Origin of the sequence: Flavobacterium sp. CF108, from assembly GCF_900129795.1 — a bacterium.
GTDB lineage: Bacteria > Bacteroidota > Bacteroidia > Flavobacteriales > Flavobacteriaceae > Flavobacterium.
In genome coordinates this window covers 396306-420622 of record NZ_FQWW01000004.1, presented here as the reverse complement: position 1 = coordinate 420622, position 24317 = coordinate 396306, and the positions used below count along the sequence as shown (strand labels likewise).

Genomic DNA, 24317 nt, shown 5'->3' with positions numbered 1-24317 from the left:
AATATGTAATTTAGTTTTTACTTACAAAAATAAGATATTATTGTTATTCATTAGTTTCGATTTTTTGATAGTCGAAAAAATTTGAAATTAGCTGAAAAATAAAAAACACAAACCAAATTGCTATATGTTTTGGCACAACTTTGTAGTAATAGTTTAAATAGAAAATAATGCTTGTGAAAATGATACAAAACATAGAATTTGAAATATGTACTTGCTCAAAAGAATACCTTTCAATGTGGTCGTTTTTTAATTCTTTGAGTTCTTTATAATATACTTTGTTGAAGAAAGCTCCTTTTCTGGGTAAAAAAGAAATCAGCATGACAAAATTTTGGACAATATAAAAACTGGAAACACCTAATAGAAAAAATGGAAGATTACTATAAAGACCGCTTGCAAGATCATAAGTATTTGTTACATTGTAGCTAATAGTTTTGAATATATTTTCTGCTGCGAGTAAAAAAATAACAATTGTGCTCCAAATGCTAAGTATTAATCTGTTAGTTCTTGTTAATTCTGTTTTTGTGAAAGCATGAAAAATTGAAAAACCAGAAAAAATTAATCCAATAAACATTAAAAAAAGCAGAAATACATTCTTAGTTTTAAGAAACCCAAAATCTATTACCCAATATATAATGGCAATGGATTGTAATAAAGTAATTCCCTCGGTTAGTTTTGGAATTATTTTGTCTTTGTTAAATCCAATTACAGCAATAATAAGTATAACTAAAAAGAAATAAGGCCATATTTGTATATGCATTTCGAAATTATAGTTGCCCTCTCTTTTGCCTGGAATAAAAGCTATAAAACTTAAAGCAAATGAACCAAGAGCAGTCATTATGAGCTTTTGCCAATCTTTTACAATATATTTTGCTTCATAAATTGCTCCTGCAATTAAAGCAAAAGCGCTTAGTGGAATTAATCGTCTTTCGGTTATATACATTCTATATAAAATGTACAATAGAAAAAGAAAAGCTAAAACGCCAATTCCGTATAAATAAGGCATTAAGTCAATTCCCTTACTTTTATATTTTGTTTTTCTGGGTTTGTTTTGTGTGGTCAATTCTGTAATTTTTAAAGCATTCGTTTTCCTTCAGCACTAAATTTTATTGCTTTCTCCAATCTTGCAAGTCTGGTTTTTTCTTGTTTTGCGCTCATAATTACGTGAATTATTACTTTTTTATACGATGGCGCCTGATTGTTGAAATATTCCCAAGCTGTTTCATTGGCTTTAAATTGCTTTTCGAACTCAGGATCGAGAATATACGCTTCATTTTCATGCGAGTAAATTTTAGATCTTTCTTCAGATCTGAATTCGAAAGCTTTTATTCCGGCTTCTTTCATCAATCCGGCTTTTATGAGAACTTCGACTTTTTTAATATTTATAGCACTCCAAATACTCGATTTTTTTCTTGGCGTAAATCGAATTGTATAACTTTCATTGTCAATCGTTTTTCGAATGCCGTCAATCCAGCCAAAACAAAGCGCCTGATCTACAGATTCTGACCAGGTCATACATGGTTTTTTGGTACTCACTTTATAGAAACCAACTACAAGTTCGGTTTCTTTTTGATAATGCTTTTCTAACCATTCTCTAAATTTTTCCTGGGTTGAGAAGAAGGTTGGGTTCATTTGGATTAGTTAAGATAGTTGACAGATTAGCGATAATTCTAATAATCTATAAAATTATATTAAAAATATTTATTTGAAATCTTTTGTATTCTTAAAAAACAAAAAACCGCAAAGAGCAGATTTCTTTGCGGTTGTGCATTTTCTTAAAGAGGATAATTACATAAGTATTATTCAAATCTAAATATTGTAATTTTAGTGAGTTCGGCTTTATAACCATTTGTAGTACCGCCGATATCTACACTAATTTTATCCCCTTTCGCAAAGTCATCAATTGCAAATACTACTGCAGAAGCGCCTGCCGCTGATGACGAAGCATCCATAGCTGCAATAGGAACATCATTTTTTAATATTCTTAAATACCAATTGCTGCTAGGTGTATAAACCGTTAGATTAACAAAAAATTGATGTAATCCAACATTTTGAACGGTATATATACTGCCGTTGGTAATATCACCTGAAAAAGCATTTTCAGGGTTTATAACAGTTGTATCAAAATGGACCTTTTTTCCTGTTGTTCTGCTAACACCAACTTTTGCTAACGCAACTAATTTAGGTATTTTAGCATCTAATGTCAGTGGTGTTTTCCAAACTATATTCCCCAATGAATCTGCAGATGTTGCAACCGATCCGGGGCTTGGAGCTGAACCGTCAGTTCCTTTATTAATTTGTACTGTTTGCGTAATAGTTTTTTCAGTCGCTGTAATATTGGCAGCATTATTAATATTATAAGCACTCATTTCTAGGTTTGACGCTGCAGTATGATTTCCTAAATTATCACCAGCAGAAAGTGTTGCCCCCGAAACGGTTTTTAATATTCCATTTTTGTCGGTAACCAAAACATTATCTGTCAGTACTCCTGTTTGAAGTCCTTTAATAGCTAAAGTAAAATCTGAAGTTGTGGTTAAAACAGAAGCTTTTGTCAAAGAACCGCCAAACTGAACATTTCCGTTTGAAGCCGTTAGTCCATTATTTGCCGAAATAAGCAGGTCAGGATTAATTTGAGATGTATTATCACACAAACTTATCCAGCGGGTTTTAGTCCAGTATTCTACGCAGCCCGTAGATTTATTATAGATTGTAAGTCCGTCTCCATTTTCATTGTTTTGCACTTCAAATGCATTGCGCTCATCAGTTGTCATTTGAGGGAGTCGAAGCCCTCCTTTGTTTAATAGTTCAAGTACCGAGAAAGGTTCAGGAATTTTTTTGCCTCCAATAGTCATTTGAGATTGTATACTTACCGAAAATAATAGCGTTAATAACACCGCGCATATAGAAAATAGATTTTTTTTCATTGTTTAATTTATTTAACTGTTTAAAATGATACATCTTATTTTTGCTGTTTTGCAGCAGAAATAAGAATATGCGTGTTTTGAATAACCTTTCAGCTATTCGGTTATAAATGTGGTATTTATGGTATTTGTATTATAAAGAAATGACTCTATTGAATTACTTTTCAATAGAAGAATTGAAGATTGAGCCTGTATTTATTAACCTTGGGGATTTAGAAAAATAAGACCATTTTTAAAATAAAAGTCAGACAGATAAAAAATAGAGAATAATTTTATCCATTCTCTATTTTGTTTCTACGACGAAATTAAGAAAATACAGTACTGAAGTAAAAATAATTGTTTTCATAGGTTGAGGTTTTTAGTTAGTTAGAATTATTTATTATAAGTATTTGGTCGTAATAGAAACAAACTAATGTAGCAAATATATTATAATTTTTTTATTATATGTATAATTTTGTAGGTATTTTACTAAAAATATTTTAATTATTTGTGAGTATTAGGATTTGCTGGCAATTCAAAAAACAAATTCAAAAAAAATTATTTTTTAGTATTATTTCACCCAACTTTGCAAAACAAATCTTTAATACAAACTCAAATGGAGGAATTTGGCAGAATAATAGTTTCTGAAACAGCAATGAAAAGTGAAAATCCGCAGGATGTTATTCACTCTAATATTTCGGTAATCAACTTAATGCGTGAAGAAGGTGTAGACGACGAATTTATTCACGAAGATGCACTGACGAGTTATTATCTCGATTATTACTATTCACAATATACCGAAGGAAATTTTTCGCAGTTTGTCTACAATTCAGGATGGAACAAAGAACTAAACGAACTTATTGAAGAAGGCCTGGCGCTAATTGGTGCCGAAAAACATTTAGAATTGTTTCTGGAGCAAAGCAAAAAAGTGAAACTAATAAGTAATATCAAGCTCGGCAAATTCCTGAAAGCGAAATTAGAAGGGGTAAACCCGGTTCGCGATTCATTAAATAATGACACTTTTTTTGAATTAGAAGAAAATCTGGCCGAACTAAACGCCAATTTCTTAAAAAACCACCCTGATTTTGAAGTCCTTTCTGTAGACGAAATGTTTGCAGATTTGGAGGAATATGTTGGGCACGAGATTAAACGTGCATAGTTTTTCTACCGCAAAGATTCACAAAGGTTTTTCGCAGAGATTCGTTAAGGTTTAGTTTTAATCTCGTAAAGCCGCGAAGTCGCAGAGAAAATAAAACTTTGCAACTTTGCGAGATTAATTCACACTACTTTAATATTCTTTGCGAATCTCTGCGAAAAATCTCCGTGCAGCTTTGTGGAATAAACTTTCCCCCACGTAAACACTTCTTTCTGAATTAATTGATTTAAATTTAGTTCCGTATAAATAATAGTTTTATTTATGGAAGAACTTACTCACGTCAAATCAGTTATTGGGATCATTTTGGGTTTGAGTTTAACGCATCTCATAAAAGGATCCGTAATTTTTATTCAGCATCCGGGGCGTAAGAAAATCTATTTTGTGCATTCGCTTTGGGTGTTTTATGTTTTTTTACTGCTCATCCATTTTTGGTGGTGGGAATTTAATCTCAAATTAATCCACGAATGGTACTTTGCCGACTATTTTTTCATTATCTGTTATATTTTGATTTACTATTTACTGTCGGCTATTCTATATCCAGACGATTTGGTCGATTACACAGGATATGAAGATTATTTTTATTCCCGAAAAAAATGGTTCTTTTCAATCTTGGCTATCAGTTTTATAGCTGATATTATTGACACGGCCATAAAAGGGGGCGATTATTTTTTATACAACCAAACCGAATATTACGTTCGCATAATAAGTCATACTATTCTATGTTTTGCAGCAATAAAAGTCAATAACAAAAGGTTTCACACTATTTTAGTATCGCTTTTTATTCTCTACGAACTTTCCTATATACTAAGATTGTTTAATGTTGAATAACGATATTAATTAAAAGAATTTAGCATGAAAATTAAAAGATTGCAGCTGGCATTGTTGTTTCTTGTTTTTTTAGACAGAGGATTTTCTCAAAATAAAATCAATCTTTTTTCAGAGATCAATTACAGTTCGATTCCCGCCGTTTCTTTATCGGATTATAAATCGGTTCAGGAAAGAGATCAAAAATTTCAAAATCCGCATATTGCACTCGGTATCGGGATTTCTGGCGGAGGATCGCGCGCACAGTTTTTCAGTATGGGCGTTCTTCTCGGACTTGAAGAAATTAGCGAAAACTATCTGGATCGCAATTTTTTAAATGAAATCGATTATTATTCAACAGTTTCTGGCGGTTGTTTTTCGGCGGGATATTATTTAACCGTTTTAAAAAACAAACTGCATCATGATAATTGTTCTTTCAACGAATTTTACTTTTCAAAAGCCGATGCCTTCAAAGATTATGTAGATAAATCGGCCAATATTTTATCGCTTTTAAACAACAGCCGAAACGAAAAAGGAGATAAAATATCGATGTCACAACGCATTGATGCTGATATTTTGCAATACGATGTTACAAACCCTGATAATAAAGATAAATTCGGCACTCAAATGCTTTTATCTGACTTTTTTGTTCCAAAGGAAAGCAAATCAGAACCTTCGCTTCCCATGTTTGTAGCCAACGGAACCGCTTTTAATAACGGTGAACGTATTCCGTTTATGCCGCATATCATCAAAGGATTAGCTATAGATGAATCACTTGCGCCCAATAAAGCTGATCTTGTTTTGAATCAAAACAAAATAAACGATGGCTACAATTTTCCGGTAACTTATGGTATTACGGCAAGTTCTGCTTTTCCGGGTGTTCTCCCAAAGGTGAAATTCGGAATTAAAAATCAGAATAAAATTTTATGTATTATTGACGGCGGCGCTTCAGACAATACAGGTTATAAAACTTTGGTTGAGCTTCTCCATGCTGATACTACGGTTGATGATAAAAACAAAAAAGCACTTTTTATTGATTGTCTCGAACAAGGAAAAAAAACACCGTATATCAACGATACAAAAATTGGGCTGCTTTCACTTTTTGAAACTGCTTCACTTTACACCGTTCAAACCCGATATATAACTTTTGACAGAGATGTAGAAAACACTTTTGAACGTTATAAAATTCCGGTAAAAAATTATCAGGTTATTGGTTTTACTACCATTCGAAATCAACTGCAAAAAATGAAAAAAGATGAAAAGTATGAAGAACTGGTAACAGAATTAAAAACCACAAATGACGATTCTGCAGGCTGGTTTAAATTATTTACTGAATTTAAAACAGACATTGTGAGCAAATTCGGCGAAAGCGCATTCAGAAAAAATAAAGACGGCGAGATCATTGCGGCAACACTTCAAAAAGATAAATTTTCAGAATTTACAGCCGGAGAAATTCTGTTAATGTATGAATACACATCGCACATTGAAACAAAACTGCGAATAAGGCCCGAAGAAAGAGATATGCTGCTTTTGGCAGGACGATTTGCAGTGTTTTTAAAAAACAATGAATTAAGAGAATTATTAGTAGAATATAAATAATTTACCAATTTTATTAAATTTTTGATTTTATTTAAAAAGCTAACTAAGAATATTTTATATTTGATAGCCCCTAATTTTAAAATCAACACCAATGAAAATTAAAACCTACTTAATTCTCAGTGGCATTTTTCTATTTCTATATTCTTGTGGAAAAAATGAAAAACAGATCATTGACGAAAACGCCCCATCGTTAGCCGTTCAGTCTGAAAACCCAAAACCAGCAGAACAGCTTCTTTTTAGAAAAAGTGAAGACATTGTTCCTTCCGAAGAACTCAATTTGAGCCTGCTCAAAAAAACCGCCGAAAACCTAAACATCAAATATTCAAATATTAAAATTGAAGATGTAAGCTCGATTCGTTACAACAACGAAACAACTTTTTTTGTGATTTGTGTTATTAAGAAAAACAAAACAAAGTCGGGCGAAGAAGATTTAGGTAATTACTACGAAAGAAAATTCGTTTTTGTAAATAACGAAGACGGAAAAATTCTGGCAGAAGAAACAGATAAAAACCTCGGTTATTACGAAAATGAAGGTTTAAGAGTTGCCAAAACCTATATTTTGAATCATGTATTGCAGCTAAATGATAAAACTCCAGCCATTGCTTTTAGCACAGAAGTATATTCAAACAGCAGAGTTGTAATGTATTCTGAAGAAAAATTTACTATTGTCACTTTTGATGGAAAAAGAATCAGGAAAGTTTTATACGAATATCCAATTCGATCTGCAAACGGAGATTCAAACGGAGGCGGAACGTATCAAATAGAAACTTTAGAAACTGGAATTAGCCTTTCAGATTCGCAGACAAAAGGTTTTTATGATGTATTAGTTTCAAAAATCTATACTTATGAAGACGCAGCCGAAGAAGATTTAGAAAACGATGTGCAGCAAAAAAGCGATTTAAAAGTCAAAAAAGAATTCCAAAAACTGAAATTTGACGGAAAAACTTATTCGTTTAAAAAAGACGATAGGAATCGGTTTTTGTAAATTCACATTCAATAGAAACTAAAAATGTCTAAAAAAATCTTTTTTGTTGTACTCATTTGGCCTTTTTTCCTGCTGGCTCAGGAAAAGCAAAAAGAGGCCGAGGATAATGTTACGCGCTATTATTATGATGATAAAGTAGTTTCGGTCGAAATTTGGTTTGGTGCAGATAAAAAACAAGACAGTTCTAAAACCTACTATCCAAGCGGAAAAGTAAACGAAGTTTTCTATTTTGATAAAGACGGATTAAAAGACGGCGACTGCTTTCAGTATAATTACCAAGGCGAAAAACTTGTAACCTGGAATTTTGCGCACGGAAAAATGACGGGCAGAACAGATCATAAACTTCCGTTTAATAAAGACCGCGAAGAATCAGTCAAAAAAGCCTTAAAAATGCTGACGGATATTAATGCAAGAACAAATTTTAATCCAACAACTATTAATGATTTGTATAATCGAGGTGTTTTAGGAGTAAGTCTTGGCAATAATACTTTGGCAATTGAAGATTTAAAAAAGGTTGAATTTGCCATCGACAAAGACCCAAAAAACAAAAAAGTAGTAGAATCAGATTCGGCTCAAAAGAAAACGGCAATCTTTAGAAGCAAACTTTATGACCGAATGGGAAGTGTGTATGCTACTCTCGAAATGGAAGGTTTTGCATATAACTATTATTTTAAAGCAATCAAGAATGCACCTACAGATTATCGCATTTTATACAATTTTGCAACATTGTTGCAAAAACGAAAATCATATGATTTAGCACGCTATTATTTAGAGAAAATTATAAAAGAAAAACCAGACCATTCCCAGTCATACTCGGCACTTTCCAGATTATTGAGTGATGAAGGAGAGTATGAAAAAGCATTTGAAAATATTGAAAAAGCCTTTCAATATGACAAAGGAAATATAAAGGGTGGAAGGGATTTAAAAACAACCCGAGGTTTACTTTTTCATAAACTGGGAGAATCTAAAAAAGGAATTGCTGATTTAGAAGCTGCATTAGAAATGGATAAAAACAATTCGTATGCAATGAAAAATCTTGGAATAATTTATCTCGACAAGAAAAAATATGATGATGCCTGCCAGTTATTCCAAAAAGCAAAAGAACTTCATTACACTTTGGTATACGATGAAAATGATTTAGATTCGCTTTTAGAAAGGGCCTGTAATAAACAACCTTTAGAAAAATCTGTTAAAAAGAAACCTTCTGTTTCTCCAAATCCGGCGCAGACAACCATTTCTATAGAAAACTTTGATGCCAAAAACTTTGATTTTGAGTTCTTTAATTTCGAATCAAAATCAGTTTTAAAGGGAAAAACCAGCGACGGAACTATAAATATCATTGGTCTGGATTCCGGATTTTATATTTTAAAAGTAACACTTGGCGATTCTGTCCAAACTTTTAAACTGATAAAAGAATAAAACTCTCTGTGCATCTTCGCGAAAACTTCGTGTATCTCTGCGGAATCCTCTAAATAACTTTAGACGAAACTTTGTACATAATCTTAGCAAACATTTCCTTAAATTTGCTTCCGTTATTAAAAAATACAATAGTTATAAAAATCAAGCTATGTTACAAATCGCATTTATTAGAGAAAATCAGGAAAAAGTAATCAAGGCTTTAGCAAAACGAAATATCGATGCTAAAAGCGTTGTTGAAGAGGTGGTGCAATTAGACGAAAACCGTCGTGCAACTCAGGTGGAATTAGATAATACTTTAGCTGAATCTAATAAATTGTCCAAAGATATAGGCGAATTAATGAAAGCGGGAGAGAAAGCTAAAGCAGCAATCTTAAAAGAAAAAACCGTTTCATTAAAAGAAAAAAGCAAAGAACTTGGTGAAAAAGCAGAAGCTTTAGCAATTGAGTTAACCAATAAATTATACACGTTGCCAAATCTTCCGGCTGATATTGTTCCTGAAGGAAAAACTCCAGACGATAACCTGAATGTTTTTCAGGAAGGCGATATTCCGGTTTTACACGAAGGCGCACAGCCACACTGGGAATTGGTAAAAAAATACGATATCATCGATTTTGAATTGGGTGTAAAAATTACCGGAGCAGGATTTCCTGTTTACAAAGGAAAAGGAGCCCGTTTGCAGCGTGCGTTAATCAACTATTTTTTAGATAAAAACACAGCAGCAGGATATAACGAAGTTCAGGTTCCGCATTTGGTAAACGAAGCTTCAGGATACGGAACAGGACAATTGCCAGATAAAGAAGGGCAAATGTACCATTCAACAATTGACGATTTATATTTAATCCCAACAGCTGAAGTTCCAGTTACGAATTTATTCCGTGATGTTATTTTAAACGAAAGCGAATTACCAGTTTTAAATACGGCTTATACGCCATGTTTCCGTCGTGAAGCAGGTTCTTACGGAGCACACGTTCGCGGGTTAAACCGTTTACATCAATTTGACAAAGTTGAAATCGTACGTATCGAACACCCGGATAATTCATACGCTGCACTTGATGGAATGGTAGAACATGTAAAAAACATTCTGCAGGAATTAAAATTACCATACAGAGTTTTACGTCTTTGCGGAGGTGATATGGGTTTCACATCGGCTTTGACTTACGATTTTGAAGTATTTTCTACAGCACAGGATCGCTGGTTAGAAATTAGTTCAGTTTCTAACTTCGAAACTTTTCAGGCAAACCGCTTGAAATTACGTTTCAAAGACAAAGACGGAAAAAACCAATTGGCTCATACTTTAAACGGAAGTTCATTAGCATTGCCTAGAGTTTTGGCCGGAATTTTAGAAAATTACCAAACGCCGGAAGGAATCGTAATTCCAGAAGTTTTACGTCCTTACTGCGGATTTGATATTATAAACTAAATTTTTTGTAATTTAGAGTTAAACCTGACGGGTTTTTAAAACCCGTCAGGTTTCTTAATTGTTTAAAATACCACATTAAAAACTAAAATATGACAAGAAAATATTTGTTTGCTTTTCTGTTATTAATGCCAAATATTTTCTTTGCTCAAATAGCGGCATCGGCAAATGATAAGATTATTTATTTGGATTCGTTGTGGAATCCGGTAACAAATGGTGATTTTAAATATTATAGAATTGTCAAAGATTATCATTTAGATAAAGAAGAATACCGTTTCGAAGATCATTATGCTAACGGCAAAATTCAAATGGAAGGGAATTCTATTACCAAAGATAATTTATCACCAATAGGCGATTTTGTTTATTATTTTGAAAATGGAAATAAAAAGTTCACTTATTTTTATAGAAAAGGCCAGCCAATGGGTAAAGCTGTTGAATGGTATGAAAATGGAAATAAAAAAGCAGAACGAGAATATACACAGGATGATGAAGAACATACTTCTGAGTATAAAACACTTCAATTTTGGAACATAAAAAATGTTCAAACAGTTGTAGATGGTAATGGTGAATTAGAAGATTTTGATGAACACTCTTCGGAATCTGGAAAAATTAAAGACGGGGAAAAAGACGGAGTTTGGAATGGAAAAAGCAGTCGTTTTAAGTCTAGCTATACAGAATTTTATGAAAGCGGAAAATTAAAAAGTGGAACGAGTATAGATTCACTTTCAAAAGAACATAAGTACAATAAAGTTTTTATACAGCCAAGACCCAAAAATGGATTAAATGATTTTTATGGATATATAGCCAGAAAATTCAGAATTCCTGCATCGGCAAGAGGTATAAGCGGGAGAATATATCTCCAATTTATTATCAAAGAAGATGGAAGCATCGAGAAAGTAAAAGTACTCAGAAGTGCGGGTTATGGTTTAGACGAAGAAGCTATAAGATTAATAAGTGAATATCCAGATTGGAGTTCAGGAGAAATTAGAGGAATTAAAGCCAAAGTGTTATACTCAATTCCAATTACTATAAAAGCGTGATGATTTATAAAGTTTGAAAACAGATTAAAAATGAAACAGCTATTTTTATATATAACCTTATCATTCTCGCTGTTTGCATTTTCGCAAAACGAACAGTTAGCGAACAATTACTACGACAAAGGTGATTTTGAAAAAGCAAAAATCATTTACGAAGATCTTTTAAGAAGTTCACCATCCAATACCCAGTATTTTTTACGAACAATAGATTGTTATCAGCAATTACAGCAGTTTGACCTTGCCGAAAAAACAATTTTAAGTCGTTACAATGCTTACAAACAAGGTGTTTTTTTAGTTGAATTAGGATATAACTATCAATTACAAAAAAACGAATCGAAAGCCAAAAATTACTACGAACAGGCAATCGATAAAATCAAAACCAATCCCAATGATGTTTACGGAGTTGGAAATGCTTTTGAAAAAAAGGTTTTATTAGAATATGCCTTAAAAGCGTACCAAACCGCAATGCAGGTTCAGCCGAATTATAATTTCAATTTTCAAATTGGAATGTTGTACGGTCAGTTAGGAAAAACCGATTTGATGATCGATCTTTTGCTGACAGAATCTTACAATAATCAGCAAAACGCCAATTTAATCCAGACACAGTTATCTCGTTTTATGAACGGCGAAACAGATAATACCACTTTTAAAGATGCAATGCGAAAAGCGTTGATTTTAAGAACACAGAAAGATCAGGATGTTTTTTGGAATCATTATTTAAGCTGGTTTTATGTACAGCAAAAAGAATTTGGAAAAGCCTTTATTCAGGAAAAAGCCATTTACAAACGCGAACCGGAATCTTTAATCAGCATTGTAAACTTAAGTCAGTTTGCCTTGAATGAAGATGATACAGAAACGGCATCTGAAATTCTGAATTTTATTCTTCTAAACACAAAAGATACAGATTTACTGATTCAGAGCAACGCCAGTTTAATGCAGATTAAAATTGATAAAGCACAGGAAAAAGATTATCCGGCCATTACAGCAGAATTGCAGCAATTACTGGTTACTTATGAAATAAATCCTTTTACCTTATCTTTGCAATTAATTCAGGCGCATTTCCTGGCTTTTAATTTAAAAAAGACAGAAGAAGCTAAAACAGTTGTAAAAAGAGCTTTAGAGTTAAATTTAAATGCTTATCAGCAGGCTGACGCCAAGATGGAGCTGGCAGATATTTTGCTTTTAGAAGAAAAGTTCAATCAGGCATTGATTTATTATTCGCAGATTCAGCTCGATTTAAAAAATGATGTCATGTCGCATGAAGCCAGTTTGAAAGCGGCAAAAACAAGTTATTTTAAAACTGATTTTGAATGGGCTTTAAAACAATTTAAAGAATTAAAATCGGCAAACACACAATTAATTGCCAACGACGCTCTTGAATATTTTTTACTGATAAATGACAACACGGTTGCCGATTCGACACAAACAGCTTTAAAGCAATTTGCAAAAGGCGATTTTTTACTTTATCAGAATAAAAAACAAGAAGCAATTACACATTTTCAAAACATTCTAAAAACTTTTAAAGGACAGGAAATTGAAGCTGTAACATTGTTGCGTTTAGGTAAAATATATGAAAGTCAGAAAGATTATACTTCGGCTTTAAGCCAATACCAGCAAATCATCGACAATCACAGCGACGGAATTTATGTAGATGAAGCATTGTTTTTCTCAGCAGAAATTTACAACGACGAATTGAAAGATGTAGAAAAGGCTAAGCCTTTGTATGAAAAGGTAATTTTTAACCATCAGGACAGTATTTACTTTGTTGATGCCAGAAAAAAATACCGCGAGTTAAGAGGGGATAAGAATTTGTAAATTTCAAAAAGCAAATTCCAAATTCCAAAAGAAAGAATTTATAAAGTGATTTTTGGATTTAGTTCAATTAGATTCTAAGCTTTTACAGAGAATCTAAAATCTAAAATCTGATATCTAAAATTAAGAAACATGATTATTTTCAACGTTACTACTAATATACACGAAAGCGCACACGATCAATGGTTAAAATGGATGCAGGAAAAGCACATACCGGAAATCTTGGCGACACAAAAATTTTCTTCAGCACGAATTGTAAAAGTTTTGGTTGAAGAAGAAATGGGCGGAATTACCTATTCTGTACAATACACGACAGACAGTAAAGATACTTTAGAGAAGTATTATTTAGAAGACCAGCCAAGATTTGACAGAGAAGCTTTAGAATTATTTGCAGATAAAATGCTTTCTTTCAGAACAGAACTGGAGGTTATTTCAGAACATTAATTTTAGTTTTCAGTAAGCAGAAATAGCCTGCAGATTTGGCTGATTAAACAGATTGGTACAGATTATTAGATTTAAAATTTGTGATAATTTGTGTAATTCGTGGCAAAAAAATATAAAGCTTTGAGTCTTTGTGCCTTTGTGGCAAAAAAAGTGAAATAAGCTTTGACCCTTCGCTGCAAAAAGAATACTTTTGCGCCCTTGTGGCAAAACAAGAAAGAAAATGGAAAAAGTAAAAGCCAAAAAACATTTAGGACAACATTTCCTTAAAGACGAAAGTATTGCAAAAGCAATTGCCGATACGTTGAGCTTAAAAGGATACGAGGAGGTTTTAGAAATAGGACCAGGGATGGGTGTGTTGACTAAGTATTTGCTTGAAAAGCCCATAAATACACACGTTATTGAAATCGACACAGAATCTGTGGCGTATTTAGGCAAAAATTATCCAAAATTAAAAGATCAGATTATCTCTCAGGATTTTCTGAAATATAATATTAACGAAGTTTACAAGGATAAGCAATTTGCTATAATTGGAAATTTTCCCTATAATATTTCGACTCAAATTGTTTTTAGAACATTAGAGTTTAGAGATCAGATTCCGGAGTTTTCTGGAATGTTTCAAAAAGAAGTTGCAGAACGCATCTGCGAAAAAAAAGGATCAAAAGCTTACGGAATCTTATCCGTTTTAGCCCAGGCCTTCTATGATACTGAGTATCTGTTTACTGTAAGCGAAAATGTTTTTATTCCTCCGCCCAAGGTCAAGTCGGGTGTGATGAAAATGACCCGAAAGGAAGATTACAGTCTTCCTTGTGGTGAAAAGTTATTTTTTACGGTTGTAAAAACGGCTTTTCAGCAAAGACGAAAAACATTACGTAACAGTTTAAAAACATTAAATTTATCAGATAAACTGCGAGAAGACATTATCTTTGATAAACGTCCCGAACAGCTAAGTGTTGACGAATTTATTGTTTTGACTCAAAAAATAGAAGCCGATGGAGTTCAAAGTTAGCAAAGAATTTATTCATCAATTAGAAGATTTAATCGTTAAGAAAAATGACAATGAACTTGAAGTTTTACTTAACGACCTTCACCATGCTGATATCGCCGAAATTCTTGAAGAATTAGATTTCGACGAAGCAACTTACATTTTCAAAGTTTTAGATAGTGATAAAACCGCTGAGATTCTTCTTGAATTAGAAGAAGACCTGCGTGAAAATATCTTAAGCCGACTTTCACCGAAAGAGATTGCAGAAGAGCTTGATGAGCTGGAAACAAATGATGCTGCCGATATCATCGCTGAACTTTCGCAGGAAATTAAGGCAGAAGTTATCTCTGAGTTACTTGACGTAGAACACGCAAAAGACATTGTCGAATTATTACGCTACGATGAAAACTCGGCGGGTGGTTTGATGGGTAAAGAGCTGGTAAAAGTCAATGAAAACTGGAATGTTTTGACCTGCGTAAAAGAAATGCGAATTCAGGCAGAAAACGTTTCAAGAGTACATTCTATTTATGTTGTTGATGATGAAAATCGCTTAAAAGGCCGTTTATCACTTAAAGACTTATTGACAACTTCAACCAAAACGCAAATTGGAGATATTTATATTCGAAAATTAAATTTTGTAAACGTAGATACCGAAGATGTTGAAGTAGCCCGTATCATGCAAAAGTACGATTTAGAGGCGATTCCGGTTGTAGATGAACTGGGACGTTTGGTTGGAAGAATTACAATTGATGATATCGTAGACGTAATTAAAGAAGAAGCTGATAAAGATTACCAGTTAGCTGCGGGTATTACGCAGGACATTGAAACAAATGACAGCGTTCTTGAATTAACAAAAGCGCGCTTGCCTTGGCTTTTAATTGGGATGGTAATTGAGATCGTGGCTTCTTTTGTTTTAAAAGATAATGAAAGTGCTTTTCAGAAATATTCAACCTTAATTATTTTTGTACCTCTGCTTTCGGCTACAGCCGGAAATATTGGAGTTCAGGCATCGGCAATCGTGGTGCAGGGTTTGGCAAACGGAACCTTGAAAGAATTCAGTAAAAGTTATTTTAGTAAGGAAGTTACCGTTTCGATGATTTCCGGAAGTATAATTTCCCTGCTTCTGCTGGGATATCATTCTTTGATGTACGGACAATATTTAGTGGGAATCGCCATTTCGATCTCAATGATAGTGGTGATTATGTTTGCTGCGATTCTGGGAACTTTGGTACCGCTTTTTCTTCATAAAAACAAAATTGACCCCGCAATTGCGACCGGGCCATTTATTACTACAACTAATGATGTTTTTGGAATTATGCTCTATTTTGGAGTAGCGAAATTGATTCTTGGATTTTAAATTTTTGCCACAAATTAATAGATTGCAGTGATTTAAAATCCTTAAAATCTGCGTAATTTACAGCCGAAAAATATGCTGTTAGCCAGTCCAAAATAAATTAAAACCAAGCAGGATGAAAGTACACATTATAGGAGGAGGAAACCTTGGGGTTTCTATTGCCTTGGGAATTGCAAAATTTTCTAAAAATAATCAAGTTACCGTAACAAGAAGAAACATAGCAAGTATTCAATATTTAGCCGAATACGGAATTACGGTTTCTAACGATAATAAACATAATATTCAGGAAGCCGATGTGGTGATTTTAACCATAAAACCGTATCAGGTTGATACTGTTTTGGCCGAAATTCTGCCGGTAATTCAAAATAAAACAATCGCTTCTGCCGTAAGCGGATTGTCTTTGGATGCTCTTCAAACAAAAACAAATAACGAATATCCGGTTGTGCGCATTATGCCAAATATTGCAGCGCAGTTTGGAGAATCTGCAACCTGTATTTCTTTCCCTGAAAAAGACAGAGAAAAAGCATTGCCAATTGTTGACTTATTTCAGGATTTAGGAACAGCTCCTGTAATCGACGAAAAATTAATGGATGCAGCGACAGTTTTAGGCGCATGCGGAACTGCATATGCTTTAAGATATATTCGTGCTTCTATGCAGGCAGGAATCGAAATTGGATTTGATTCAAACACTGCTCTTGCAATTGCCGCACAAACTGTAAAAGGAGCTGCAAAAATGCTTTTAGAAGAGAAAGTCCACCCAGAACAGTTAATTGACCGTGTAACAACGCCACAAGGCTGTACAATTGTTGGTTTAAATGAAATGGAACACAATGGCTTCAGTTCGTCTTTAATAAAAGGAATTAAGACTTCTTTGAAACAGATTAAGGGATAAATAATAAATCCCAATATTTTAAAATTCCAAATTCCAAACTTGATGAGTTGGAGTTTGGAATTTTTTTTCGTCTTGTTTTGTCATTTCAAGGAAAAATTAAAGTAATAATTCGACAATACTTTGCGGTCTTAAAATAGTTTTTTAAAATCTTTGTGAACTTTGCGTAAACCTTTGCGAACTTTGCGGTTAAAATAGACAATGCATTGTTCACGCAAAAACCTCAAAATGCTCGACTTTCTCTTCAAATTCTAATAAAAAGTCGTCATCTTCAGGATAATATTTAGCTTTTTCGAAATCGTCTCCGGCAAAATTTTTAATTACTTCGAGGTTTTTCCAATACGTAATTAGCGTAAAATGCGCTTCGTTGTTTTTGATATTTCTTAAAAAAGATAATTTTACAAAACCAGCTGTTTTTGAGTAATCAGGAATTGCCGTTTTATTAATGAATTCGGTATAAGCTTCATAATCTTCAACTTTTGTTTTTCCGTGCCATATTCTTGCTATCATAATGGTAAGTTTTTAAGTTCCTCGGAATGATAATATTGTGGAGAAAATTGGAATTTGGAATTTTTACTTTTGAGATTTAATCAATCGAATATATTTCCTCCCACATTCTGAAAGCTTTGTATAAGAATTCATCGAGTTGCCATAGTTTTGAATTGTCAATGTGTCTTTAACATAACCTGCGCCAATCCCAACAGGGATTTCCGGTTCTGGTTTTTCAACATTTGCAATAGAATCACTTTCTTCGTCTTCATGACTTATATCGCCTTCATATTCATCCCATTTTATATCTTCCAAAACCAAATATTTTTCACCAGATTCTTCTGAGCTGAAATTTACAATTCCCTTTAATTGTCTGGTTTTTGTTTTTAAGAAATAAGAATAACCATCTTTTGTTTTTGTGATTTCTAATGAAATTTTGCAATCGTCAGAATCATTTCCTTCAGATTGAGTTTCATAAGTCCCTTCGATTAAATTTTCATTATTGTTTGTTTGAAGAGCAATTGTGTCTTTAGGAATGTTGGCTTCTGTTACAGTCACAGGCTTTTTATCGTTACAAGATGATAATAAAATAAGGGCAGGAAACAAACAATAATATTTTTTCATTTTTCGGATAGAGGTTATTTTTAAAAATCAAATCTGTTTATATCTGTGAAAATCCGTGTGCCAAAAAACTAAACGCTTTTATCTTTGGAAAGAACAAACTTTAAATAAGCAAATCCAAGAACGCCAGAAAGCACAGAAGCTATAATAATTGATATTTTAGAATAGAGAATTGTTTCGGGATCTTTAAAAGCCAGAAGTGTTATAAAAATGGACATAGTAAAACCAATTCCGCCCAGCATTCCGGCACCTAAAATATGCTCCCATTTTAAGTTTTTTGGCAAAGCACATAAACCGGCACTTACTCCAATGGAAGAAAAAAGAGCAATTCCCAAAGGTTTACCAATTACGAGACCAAGAATAATCCCAAATGTATTGGGATGGTTTAAGCCAGCATACCAGTTAGATTCTATGGCGATGCAAGTATTGGCAATTGCAAACAAAGGCAGAATAAAAAATGCGGCTGGTTTATGTAAAAAATGCTGTAATTTATGAGAAGATGATTTTTCGCTGCCATCTCCAAACGGAATCACAAATGCTAAAATAACGCCCGTTATGGTAGCATGAACTCCGGAGTTTAGCATAAAATACCACATTATTACACCGCCAATTAAATACGGAATTAGGTTGTAAACTTTCATTCGGTTTAAGAGAAACAATAAAATCCAGATTCCTAAAGCAATGCCTAAATTTAAAAATGCAATTGATTTTGTGTAAAAAACAGCGATGACAATTATAGCGCCCAAATCGTCTATAACGGCAAGTGCAGTTAAAAAGACTTTTAAAGATGCAGGAACTTTATTGCCTAAAAGAGATAAAATTCCAATTGCAAAAGCAATATCTGTCGCCATCGGAATTCCGGCACCGTTTTGCGTTGCCGTTTTAAAATTTAAAGCCAGAAATATTGCCGCTGGAACCAGCATTCCGCCAAAAGCAGCCATAATAGGCAGCGAAGCATTTTTTATATTGGATAGTTCGCCATGATAAATTTCGCGTTCTAGTTCTAAACCAATCAGTAAAAAGAAAATCGTCATCAATCCGTCGTTAATCCAATGTGTGATGGAATGTCCGCCCAGATCTTTTTCCCAAAAAGCTATATATTCCGCCGCGTAAGACGAATTTGCTGCATACAAAGAAATAATCGTAACAAATAATAGAAGCAATCCTCCTGATTTTTCGTTTTCAAAAAAGGCTTTAAAAGTCTTGGTCAATTTCATTTTAGAAAGATTGTGTGATTTAGTAAAGAGAGAATTTCTTTGAGGCTTGTTTTTCAAAGTTAAAAAAAATATGACCAATAAAAAAGTTTAGGAAGAAAGGGACAAAGACGGAGAGGTTCAAAGGGACAAAGGTTTGATCTGGTTTAATCGTAGAGACGCACAGCAGTGCGTCTAACCCAATGTGAGAAAAAAAACGTATTCTCATCCTTCGAAATGACAAAACAAGATTAATTGCCTCCAGTTTTAACTGGAGGTTTTTTATGTTCAGAGTGATAAGGCTTTAGCCAAATTATTTCTCTTTCAAAGATAAATTTAGCATTTCTATAAGTTCAATATCGTAGAGACGCACAGCAGTGCGTCTAACCCAAATGTGAGAAAAAAAACTATCCTCATTGTTATGTCAGAAATGACAAAACGAAACAAATAACCTCAGTTAAAAAATAATAAAACTTTTAATATTTTGGACACATTTATGAGTCTTATTTAAAGAAAATTATTACGACTTTTGTGATAGTGACATTCCTAGATCTCAAATAGGCAGAATAAAAGAGCTGAAGTAAATACCACGACTAAGAACTCTTGTAAAAATCTCAAATGCTTTAAATGTTGAATTTAAAGAAATGCTAGATTTTACTTTTAAATAGAAATTCGGCTAAAGCCTTTCCCTTTTAACATAAAAAACTTCCAGTTAAAACTGGAGGCAATTAATTTATATAAAAATAAAATAATGACTACAGGAAACCTTTCAAAAGAAACTGAAACCAGATTAAAAGATTTTTTGATTAATACTATTGATCCAAAAGATTTAGCAAAAAGTATTCGGCAAGTAAATCATGCTCTTTCATTATGTTCCATGCGAGGATGCGAAACTTTGGAATCTGAATTACCTAATATCGATGATAATTTTTATTGGCTGAATAAATTGGCAGAAGTTCTTGATCCTTATCTGGATGTTGATTAAGTAATAGAAATTGTGTTTTCAATTTTTTGTTTAAATTTTTTTACTTGAGATTTTAAAAATGGAACAATTAATATTTAACTGTATTTTTGTTTTAATAAAACAGAATAAATAATGAGCATAAAAATTCTTCATATCGATAGCAACCACCCTATTCTTTGGAAACAACTGGAAGAAGCCGGTTTTGAAAATCACGCCGATTTTGAATCTTCTAAAGAAGAAATTGAAGCTAAAATTCAGGATTATAACGGAATTGTAATTCGAAGCCGATTTAAAATTGATAAAACATTTTTAGACAAAGCAACTAATTTGCAATTTATAGCACGAGTTGGAGCAGGTTTAGAAAGTATTGACTGCGATTATGCCTTATCTAAAGATATTGAACTAATTGCTGCTCCCGAAGGGAATTGTAATGCGGTTGCAGAGCATACTTTAGGAATGATCCTTTCTCTTTTTAATAAATTGAATATTGCCGATTATGAAATTCGTTCTGGTCAATGGAACAGAGAAAGTAACCGCGGTCATGAATTGGATGGAAAAACGGTAGGGATTATTGGCTATGGAAATATGGGTAAAGCATTTGCAAAAAAATTGAGAGGATTTGATGTGAAGGTTTTATGTTATGACATTCAGGATAATATGGGAGACGAAAATGCCAGACAAGTTTCATTAAAGGAACTTCATGAAAAGACAGATGTCTTGAGTCTGCATATTCCGTGGACTCCTGAAACCGATAAAATGGTGGATGCAGCATTTATTAACGAATTCAAAAAGCCAATTTGGATAATTAATACTTCAAGAGGTAAAAATATTGTTACAGCAGATTTGGTTGAAACAATGAAAACAGGAAAAGTGCTTGGAGCAGGTTTAGATGTTCTGGAATACGAAAAGTTATCTTTTGAAACTCTTTTTCAGGATAAAAATACTCCCGAAGCTTTTCAATATTTATTAGATGGACGAAAAGTAATTTTAACGCCTCATATTGCCGGTTGGACTTTTGAAAGTCACGAGCGTTTGGCTCAGGTTATTGTAGATAAAATAAAAAAAGTGTATTCTAAATAAATTATTGAAATCAGAATTTAATCGCTTCTTGATTTTAATAAAATCAGTTTAGTTTTTAATAACAAGGCATTTCTGTAAAAGTAATATACATAATTAGTTTTTAAAATTATTTTTGTTTAATATTGTTCCAATTTTTTTAACAAAATTTTAGAAAAGGAGAAACTGAAAATCCTAAAAAGAGTAGGTATTAACTAACTAATTTATTAATTATGATTGAATGGTACAAAAAAGTGGTTTTTGAAAACTATGCAAATTTTAATGGAAGAGCAAGAAGAAAAGAATATTGGATGTTTTTCTTGGCAAATTTTATTGTAAGTTTTGGTTTAGGTTTTATTATGGGATTACTTGCGCCTAGTTTAGCATTGATTGCAAATGTTTATAGTTTGGCAGTTCTAGTTCCTTCGATTGCAGTTGGCGTTAGAAGATTGCATGATACAGGTAAAAGCGGATGGTTTATACTTATTCCAATTTACAACATTATTTTGCTTGCTACAGAAGGCGATAAAGGAGTAAATGAATATGGGCCAGATCCTAAAAATGAATTTGACGAAGTCAATGAAATTGGAAAAGCTGAACTTTAATTAAAATAAAACTATATTAATATGGAGACTACAAAACCAGAATCTTGGAATACACCAACTGAACCAAAAGCAGAAAATAAAAAAGTTGTTGCCGGAATTCTTGGTATTTTATTAGGAGGATTTGGAATTCACAAATTCATCTTAGGATATACACAAGAAGGAATTATTCAATTAGTAATTACTCTTGTTACTTGTGGAGTTGGCAGCATAATTGGTTTTGTTGAAGGAATCATTTACCTGACAAAATCAGACGAAGAATTTTACCAAACTTACCAAGTAGGTAAGAAAGGCTGGTTCTAAAACATATTGAATCCCATTTGTGTCATAGCAAATGGGATTTTTTTTGCCCGATTATTTTTTAATTTAAATACTAATTTTAAGAATAAAACTATGGAAAACACACAATCAGAATTTGGAGGACCAAAACCAGAAAACAAAAAAGTTGTTGCTGGAATTTTAGCCATTTTATTAGGCGTATTAGGAATTCATAAATTCTATTTAGGATATAGCAAAGAAGGAATTATTCAGCTTATTTTAGGTCTTTTATGCGGAGTTGGAGGTTTAATTGGTTTAATTGAAGGAATTATTTACCTGACAAAATCAGACGAAGATTTTTATCAAACTTATCAAGTTGGTAGAAAAGGCTGGTTTTAATCTTGAAAAGGAAAACGAACTAGTTTTTAAATAAAAATTGTAAATAAAAAATCCCATTTGTATTAGCAAATGGGATTTTTTATTTGGAGTAAATCTGATTAATCTTCTTTCTCAGATAATTTACGCTCTAATTCTATTTGAAACTCTTCAATAACGGGTTTCATAGTGCTTTCTGGAATATCTGCGATTCTAATGTACATTAAACCATCGACAGCGTTATTAAATAAAGGATCGACGTTAAAAGCAACTACACGTGCATTTTGTTTGATGTACTTTTTAATTAAAACTGGCAAACGTAAATTACCTGGTTCTAATTCGTCAATAATTTTATCAAATTTATTTAAGTCAGATTCAGCTTCGTCGAAAATAAAATCTTTGTCAGCGTCTTTCAGTTTTACTTTATACGCCTTTTTCGGGTGAATGTATTGTGCAATATACGGATCGTAATAATTCGATTTCATGAACTCAATCATCAATGATTTAGAGAAATCTGAAAACTGATTACTAATACTTACGCCGCCTAATAAATATTTATGTTCAGGATAACGCAAAGTCGTATGAATAATTCCTTTCCATAACAAGAATAAAGGCATTGGTTTTTGCTGATATTCACGAATGATAAAAGCACGCCCCATTTCGATTGATTTATGCATCATATCGTGCAATTCCGGTTCAAAACGGAACAAGTCAGTCAGATAAAAACCTTCGATGCCGTATTTCGGGTAAATCTCAGCTCCTAATCCCATACGGTAAGCACCTGCGATTTTTTTAGTTTCATCATCCCATAAAAACATATGGTGATAATATTGATCGTATTCGTCGATGTCGATAGATTCGTTTGTTCCTTCACCAACTTCTCTAAAGGTAATTTCACGAAGACGTCCAATTTCATGTAAAATATTCGGAATTGATTTTGCGCGTGCAAAAAACACTTCATAATTTTTACTTTGTAATAACCTGCAGTCGCTGTTTCTTAACGCTTGAACTTCATCAATCATTTTTGATTCATTCGCCGGCGTAACGATTTTTTTAGGTGCTTTTGGGATTTTTAAACTTGCTGTGTCAATCAATTTGGTGTCTTTTTCAAAAGGATTGGCAAGCATATAAGTTTTCTTTCTTAAGAATTCTGAGTATTCTTCAAAAGATTCTATTTCATTTTGTTCGCTTACAGAAATTGGTTTTCCAATACGAACTTTAATAACACGGTCTTTTTGTGTAAGCAGTTCTGACGGAAGTTTTGCTGTACGCAGCGTATCATCAATTTTAGAAAGCCAGTAAAATAATTTACTGTTTTTAGCGTGAAAGTATATCGGTACAACCGGAACTTTGGCTTTTCTGATTAATTTTAGAGCACCTTCTTCCCAAGGTTTATCTACAACTAATTTTCCGTCTTTATAAGTCGAAACTTCTCCGGCAGGGAAAATCCCTAAAGGCTTTCCGTCACTTAAATGACGTAAGGTTTCTTTAATTCCAACAACGCTTGATTTAGCATCCTTATGATTTTCAAAAGGATTAACCGGCATGATGTATTTTTTTAGCGGAACAATTCGATGTAATAAGAAATTAGCGATAATCTTGAAATTTGGTTCTCTTTCAAGCATTAATTTCAAAAGTAAAATGCCATCAATTCCCCCAAGCGGGTGATTTGAAATGGTTATATAAGCGCCATCTTTAGGTAAACGTTTTAAATCTTCTTCAGGGATTTCGAATTTGATTTCCATCTCATCCAAAATTCCGTTTAAAAACGCAACATCCTCTAAATGCTTATTGTGGTCGTAAATTTTATTAAGGGTAGAGATCTTAAGAACCTTCATAAGAATCCAGCCTGAAAAAGTACCAAGAACTCCGTACTTCTCAACATTTATTGCCTTTGCAACTTCTTTCGCGGTAACTAAACCCATGTACTATTTTTAATTTATTAGAGCAGCGAACAAAGATAA

The 24317-nt window shown here is 33.0% G+C and carries 24 protein-coding genes; 17 read left to right on the top strand and 7 right to left on the bottom strand.

Going from position 1 to position 24317, the window contains the following annotated elements; translation table 11 throughout:
- Positions 1 to 43: 43 nt before the first annotated feature.
- The 3 genes from BUE10_RS13485 to BUE10_RS13475 form a co-directional block, all read right to left on the bottom strand.
- Positions 44 to 1060, bottom strand: a complete 1017-nt coding sequence (locus tag BUE10_RS13485; RefSeq protein WP_073485866.1) for a hypothetical protein — start codon at positions 1058 to 1060, stop codon at positions 44 to 46.
- A gap of 11 nt (positions 1061 to 1071) precedes the next feature.
- A complete protein-coding gene (locus BUE10_RS13480; RefSeq protein ID WP_073485865.1) occupies positions 1072 to 1629 on the bottom strand; it encodes a YdeI/OmpD-associated family protein in 558 nt (185 codons plus the stop codon).
- A gap of 167 nt (positions 1630 to 1796) precedes the next feature.
- Positions 1797 to 2921 (bottom strand): hypothetical protein, encoded by a 1125-nt coding sequence (locus BUE10_RS13475; protein ID WP_143056022.1) that lies wholly within the window; start codon positions 2919 to 2921, stop codon positions 1797 to 1799.
- A gap of 592 nt (positions 2922 to 3513) precedes the next feature.
- On the opposite strand from BUE10_RS13475, the gene BUE10_RS13470 reads away from it, so the two are divergent.
- The 12 genes from BUE10_RS13470 to proC all read left to right on the top strand — a co-directional run bounded on the left by BUE10_RS13470 (position 3514) and on the right by proC (position 16798).
- A complete protein-coding gene (locus tag BUE10_RS13470) occupies positions 3514 to 4056 on the top strand; it encodes a DMP19 family protein (RefSeq protein ID WP_073485861.1) in 543 nt (180 codons plus the stop codon).
- A gap of 258 nt (positions 4057 to 4314) precedes the next feature.
- Positions 4315 to 4881, top strand: coding sequence for a hypothetical protein (locus tag BUE10_RS13465; RefSeq protein ID WP_073485859.1), 567 nt, complete (start codon positions 4315 to 4317; stop codon positions 4879 to 4881).
- 24 nt (positions 4882 to 4905) lie between these two features.
- Positions 4906 to 6456 carry a patatin-like phospholipase family protein gene (locus BUE10_RS13460; protein ID WP_073485857.1) on the top strand — a complete coding sequence of 517 codons (1551 nt, stop codon included), beginning with the start codon at positions 4906 to 4908 and terminating at the stop codon, positions 6454 to 6456.
- A 91-nt stretch (positions 6457 to 6547) separates the two neighbouring features.
- A complete protein-coding gene (locus BUE10_RS13455) occupies positions 6548 to 7441 on the top strand; it encodes a hypothetical protein (protein ID WP_073485855.1) in 894 nt (297 codons plus the stop codon).
- Positions 7442 to 7465: 24 nt separating this feature from the next.
- A complete protein-coding gene (locus BUE10_RS13450) occupies positions 7466 to 8860 on the top strand; it encodes a T9SS type A sorting domain-containing protein (RefSeq protein WP_073485853.1) in 1395 nt (464 codons plus the stop codon).
- A 148-nt stretch (positions 8861 to 9008) separates the two neighbouring features.
- Positions 9009 to 10280: a serine--tRNA ligase gene (gene serS / locus BUE10_RS13445; RefSeq protein WP_073485851.1), complete on the top strand. Its 1272-nt coding sequence runs from the start codon at positions 9009 to 9011 to the stop codon at positions 10278 to 10280.
- An 89-nt stretch (positions 10281 to 10369) separates the two neighbouring features.
- Positions 10370 to 11317, top strand: coding sequence for a TonB family protein (locus BUE10_RS13440; protein WP_073485849.1), 948 nt, complete (start codon positions 10370 to 10372; stop codon positions 11315 to 11317).
- 30 nt (positions 11318 to 11347) lie between these two features.
- On the top strand, positions 11348 to 13129 hold the full coding sequence (locus BUE10_RS13435) for a tetratricopeptide repeat protein (protein ID WP_073485846.1): 1782 nt from the start codon (positions 11348 to 11350) through the stop codon (positions 13127 to 13129).
- Between the two features lie 129 nt (positions 13130 to 13258).
- A complete protein-coding gene (locus BUE10_RS13430) occupies positions 13259 to 13570 on the top strand; it encodes a DUF4286 family protein (protein ID WP_073485844.1) in 312 nt (103 codons plus the stop codon).
- Positions 13571 to 13790: 220 nt separating this feature from the next.
- On the top strand, positions 13791 to 14576 hold the full coding sequence (gene rsmA / locus BUE10_RS13425) for a 16S rRNA (adenine(1518)-N(6)/adenine(1519)-N(6))-dimethyltransferase RsmA (protein ID WP_073485842.1): 786 nt from the start codon (positions 13791 to 13793) through the stop codon (positions 14574 to 14576).
- Complete coding sequence (gene mgtE, locus BUE10_RS13420) at positions 14560 to 15909, top strand: magnesium transporter (RefSeq protein ID WP_073485840.1); 1350 nt, start codon at positions 14560 to 14562, stop codon at positions 15907 to 15909. The genes rsmA and mgtE overlap by 17 nt, the downstream gene beginning before the upstream one ends.
- Before the next feature lie 112 nt (positions 15910 to 16021).
- Complete coding sequence (gene proC / locus BUE10_RS13415) at positions 16022 to 16798, top strand: pyrroline-5-carboxylate reductase (protein ID WP_073485838.1); 777 nt, start codon at positions 16022 to 16024, stop codon at positions 16796 to 16798.
- Positions 16799 to 17005: 207 nt separating this feature from the next.
- Here the strand turns inward: proC and BUE10_RS13410 are convergent, their stop codons facing one another.
- The 3 genes from BUE10_RS13410 to nhaA form a co-directional block, all read right to left on the bottom strand.
- Positions 17006 to 17305: an antibiotic biosynthesis monooxygenase gene (locus BUE10_RS13410; protein ID WP_200801714.1), complete on the bottom strand. Its 300-nt coding sequence runs from the start codon at positions 17303 to 17305 to the stop codon at positions 17006 to 17008.
- Positions 17306 to 17368: 63 nt separating this feature from the next.
- Complete coding sequence (locus BUE10_RS13405; protein ID WP_073485834.1) at positions 17369 to 17908, bottom strand: hypothetical protein; 540 nt, start codon at positions 17906 to 17908, stop codon at positions 17369 to 17371.
- Positions 17909 to 17976: 68 nt separating this feature from the next.
- Positions 17977 to 19122 carry a Na+/H+ antiporter NhaA gene (gene nhaA / locus BUE10_RS13400; RefSeq protein ID WP_073485832.1) on the bottom strand — a complete coding sequence of 382 codons (1146 nt, stop codon included), beginning with the start codon at positions 19120 to 19122 and terminating at the stop codon, positions 17977 to 17979.
- A 727-nt stretch (positions 19123 to 19849) separates the two neighbouring features.
- On the opposite strand from nhaA, the gene BUE10_RS13395 reads away from it, so the two are divergent.
- The 5 genes from BUE10_RS13395 (at position 19850) to BUE10_RS13375 (ending at position 22377) form a co-directional block, all read left to right on the top strand.
- A complete protein-coding gene (locus tag BUE10_RS13395; RefSeq protein WP_073485830.1) occupies positions 19850 to 20083 on the top strand; it encodes a hypothetical protein in 234 nt (77 codons plus the stop codon).
- A 111-nt stretch (positions 20084 to 20194) separates the two neighbouring features.
- Positions 20195 to 21142, top strand: coding sequence for a 2-hydroxyacid dehydrogenase (locus tag BUE10_RS13390; protein ID WP_073485828.1), 948 nt, complete (start codon positions 20195 to 20197; stop codon positions 21140 to 21142).
- Between the two features lie 209 nt (positions 21143 to 21351).
- On the top strand, positions 21352 to 21723 hold the full coding sequence (locus BUE10_RS13385; RefSeq protein ID WP_073485826.1) for a DUF805 domain-containing protein: 372 nt from the start codon (positions 21352 to 21354) through the stop codon (positions 21721 to 21723).
- A gap of 21 nt (positions 21724 to 21744) precedes the next feature.
- Complete coding sequence (locus tag BUE10_RS13380; RefSeq protein WP_073485824.1) at positions 21745 to 22023, top strand: TM2 domain-containing protein; 279 nt, start codon at positions 21745 to 21747, stop codon at positions 22021 to 22023.
- Positions 22024 to 22113: 90 nt separating this feature from the next.
- Positions 22114 to 22377 (top strand): TM2 domain-containing protein, encoded by a 264-nt coding sequence (locus BUE10_RS13375; protein ID WP_073485822.1) that lies wholly within the window; start codon positions 22114 to 22116, stop codon positions 22375 to 22377.
- A gap of 98 nt (positions 22378 to 22475) precedes the next feature.
- Here the strand turns inward: BUE10_RS13375 and BUE10_RS13370 are convergent, their stop codons facing one another.
- Complete coding sequence (locus tag BUE10_RS13370; protein WP_053473984.1) at positions 22476 to 24278, bottom strand: GNAT family N-acyltransferase; 1803 nt, start codon at positions 24276 to 24278, stop codon at positions 22476 to 22478.
- Positions 24279 to 24317: the final 39 nt, after the last annotated feature.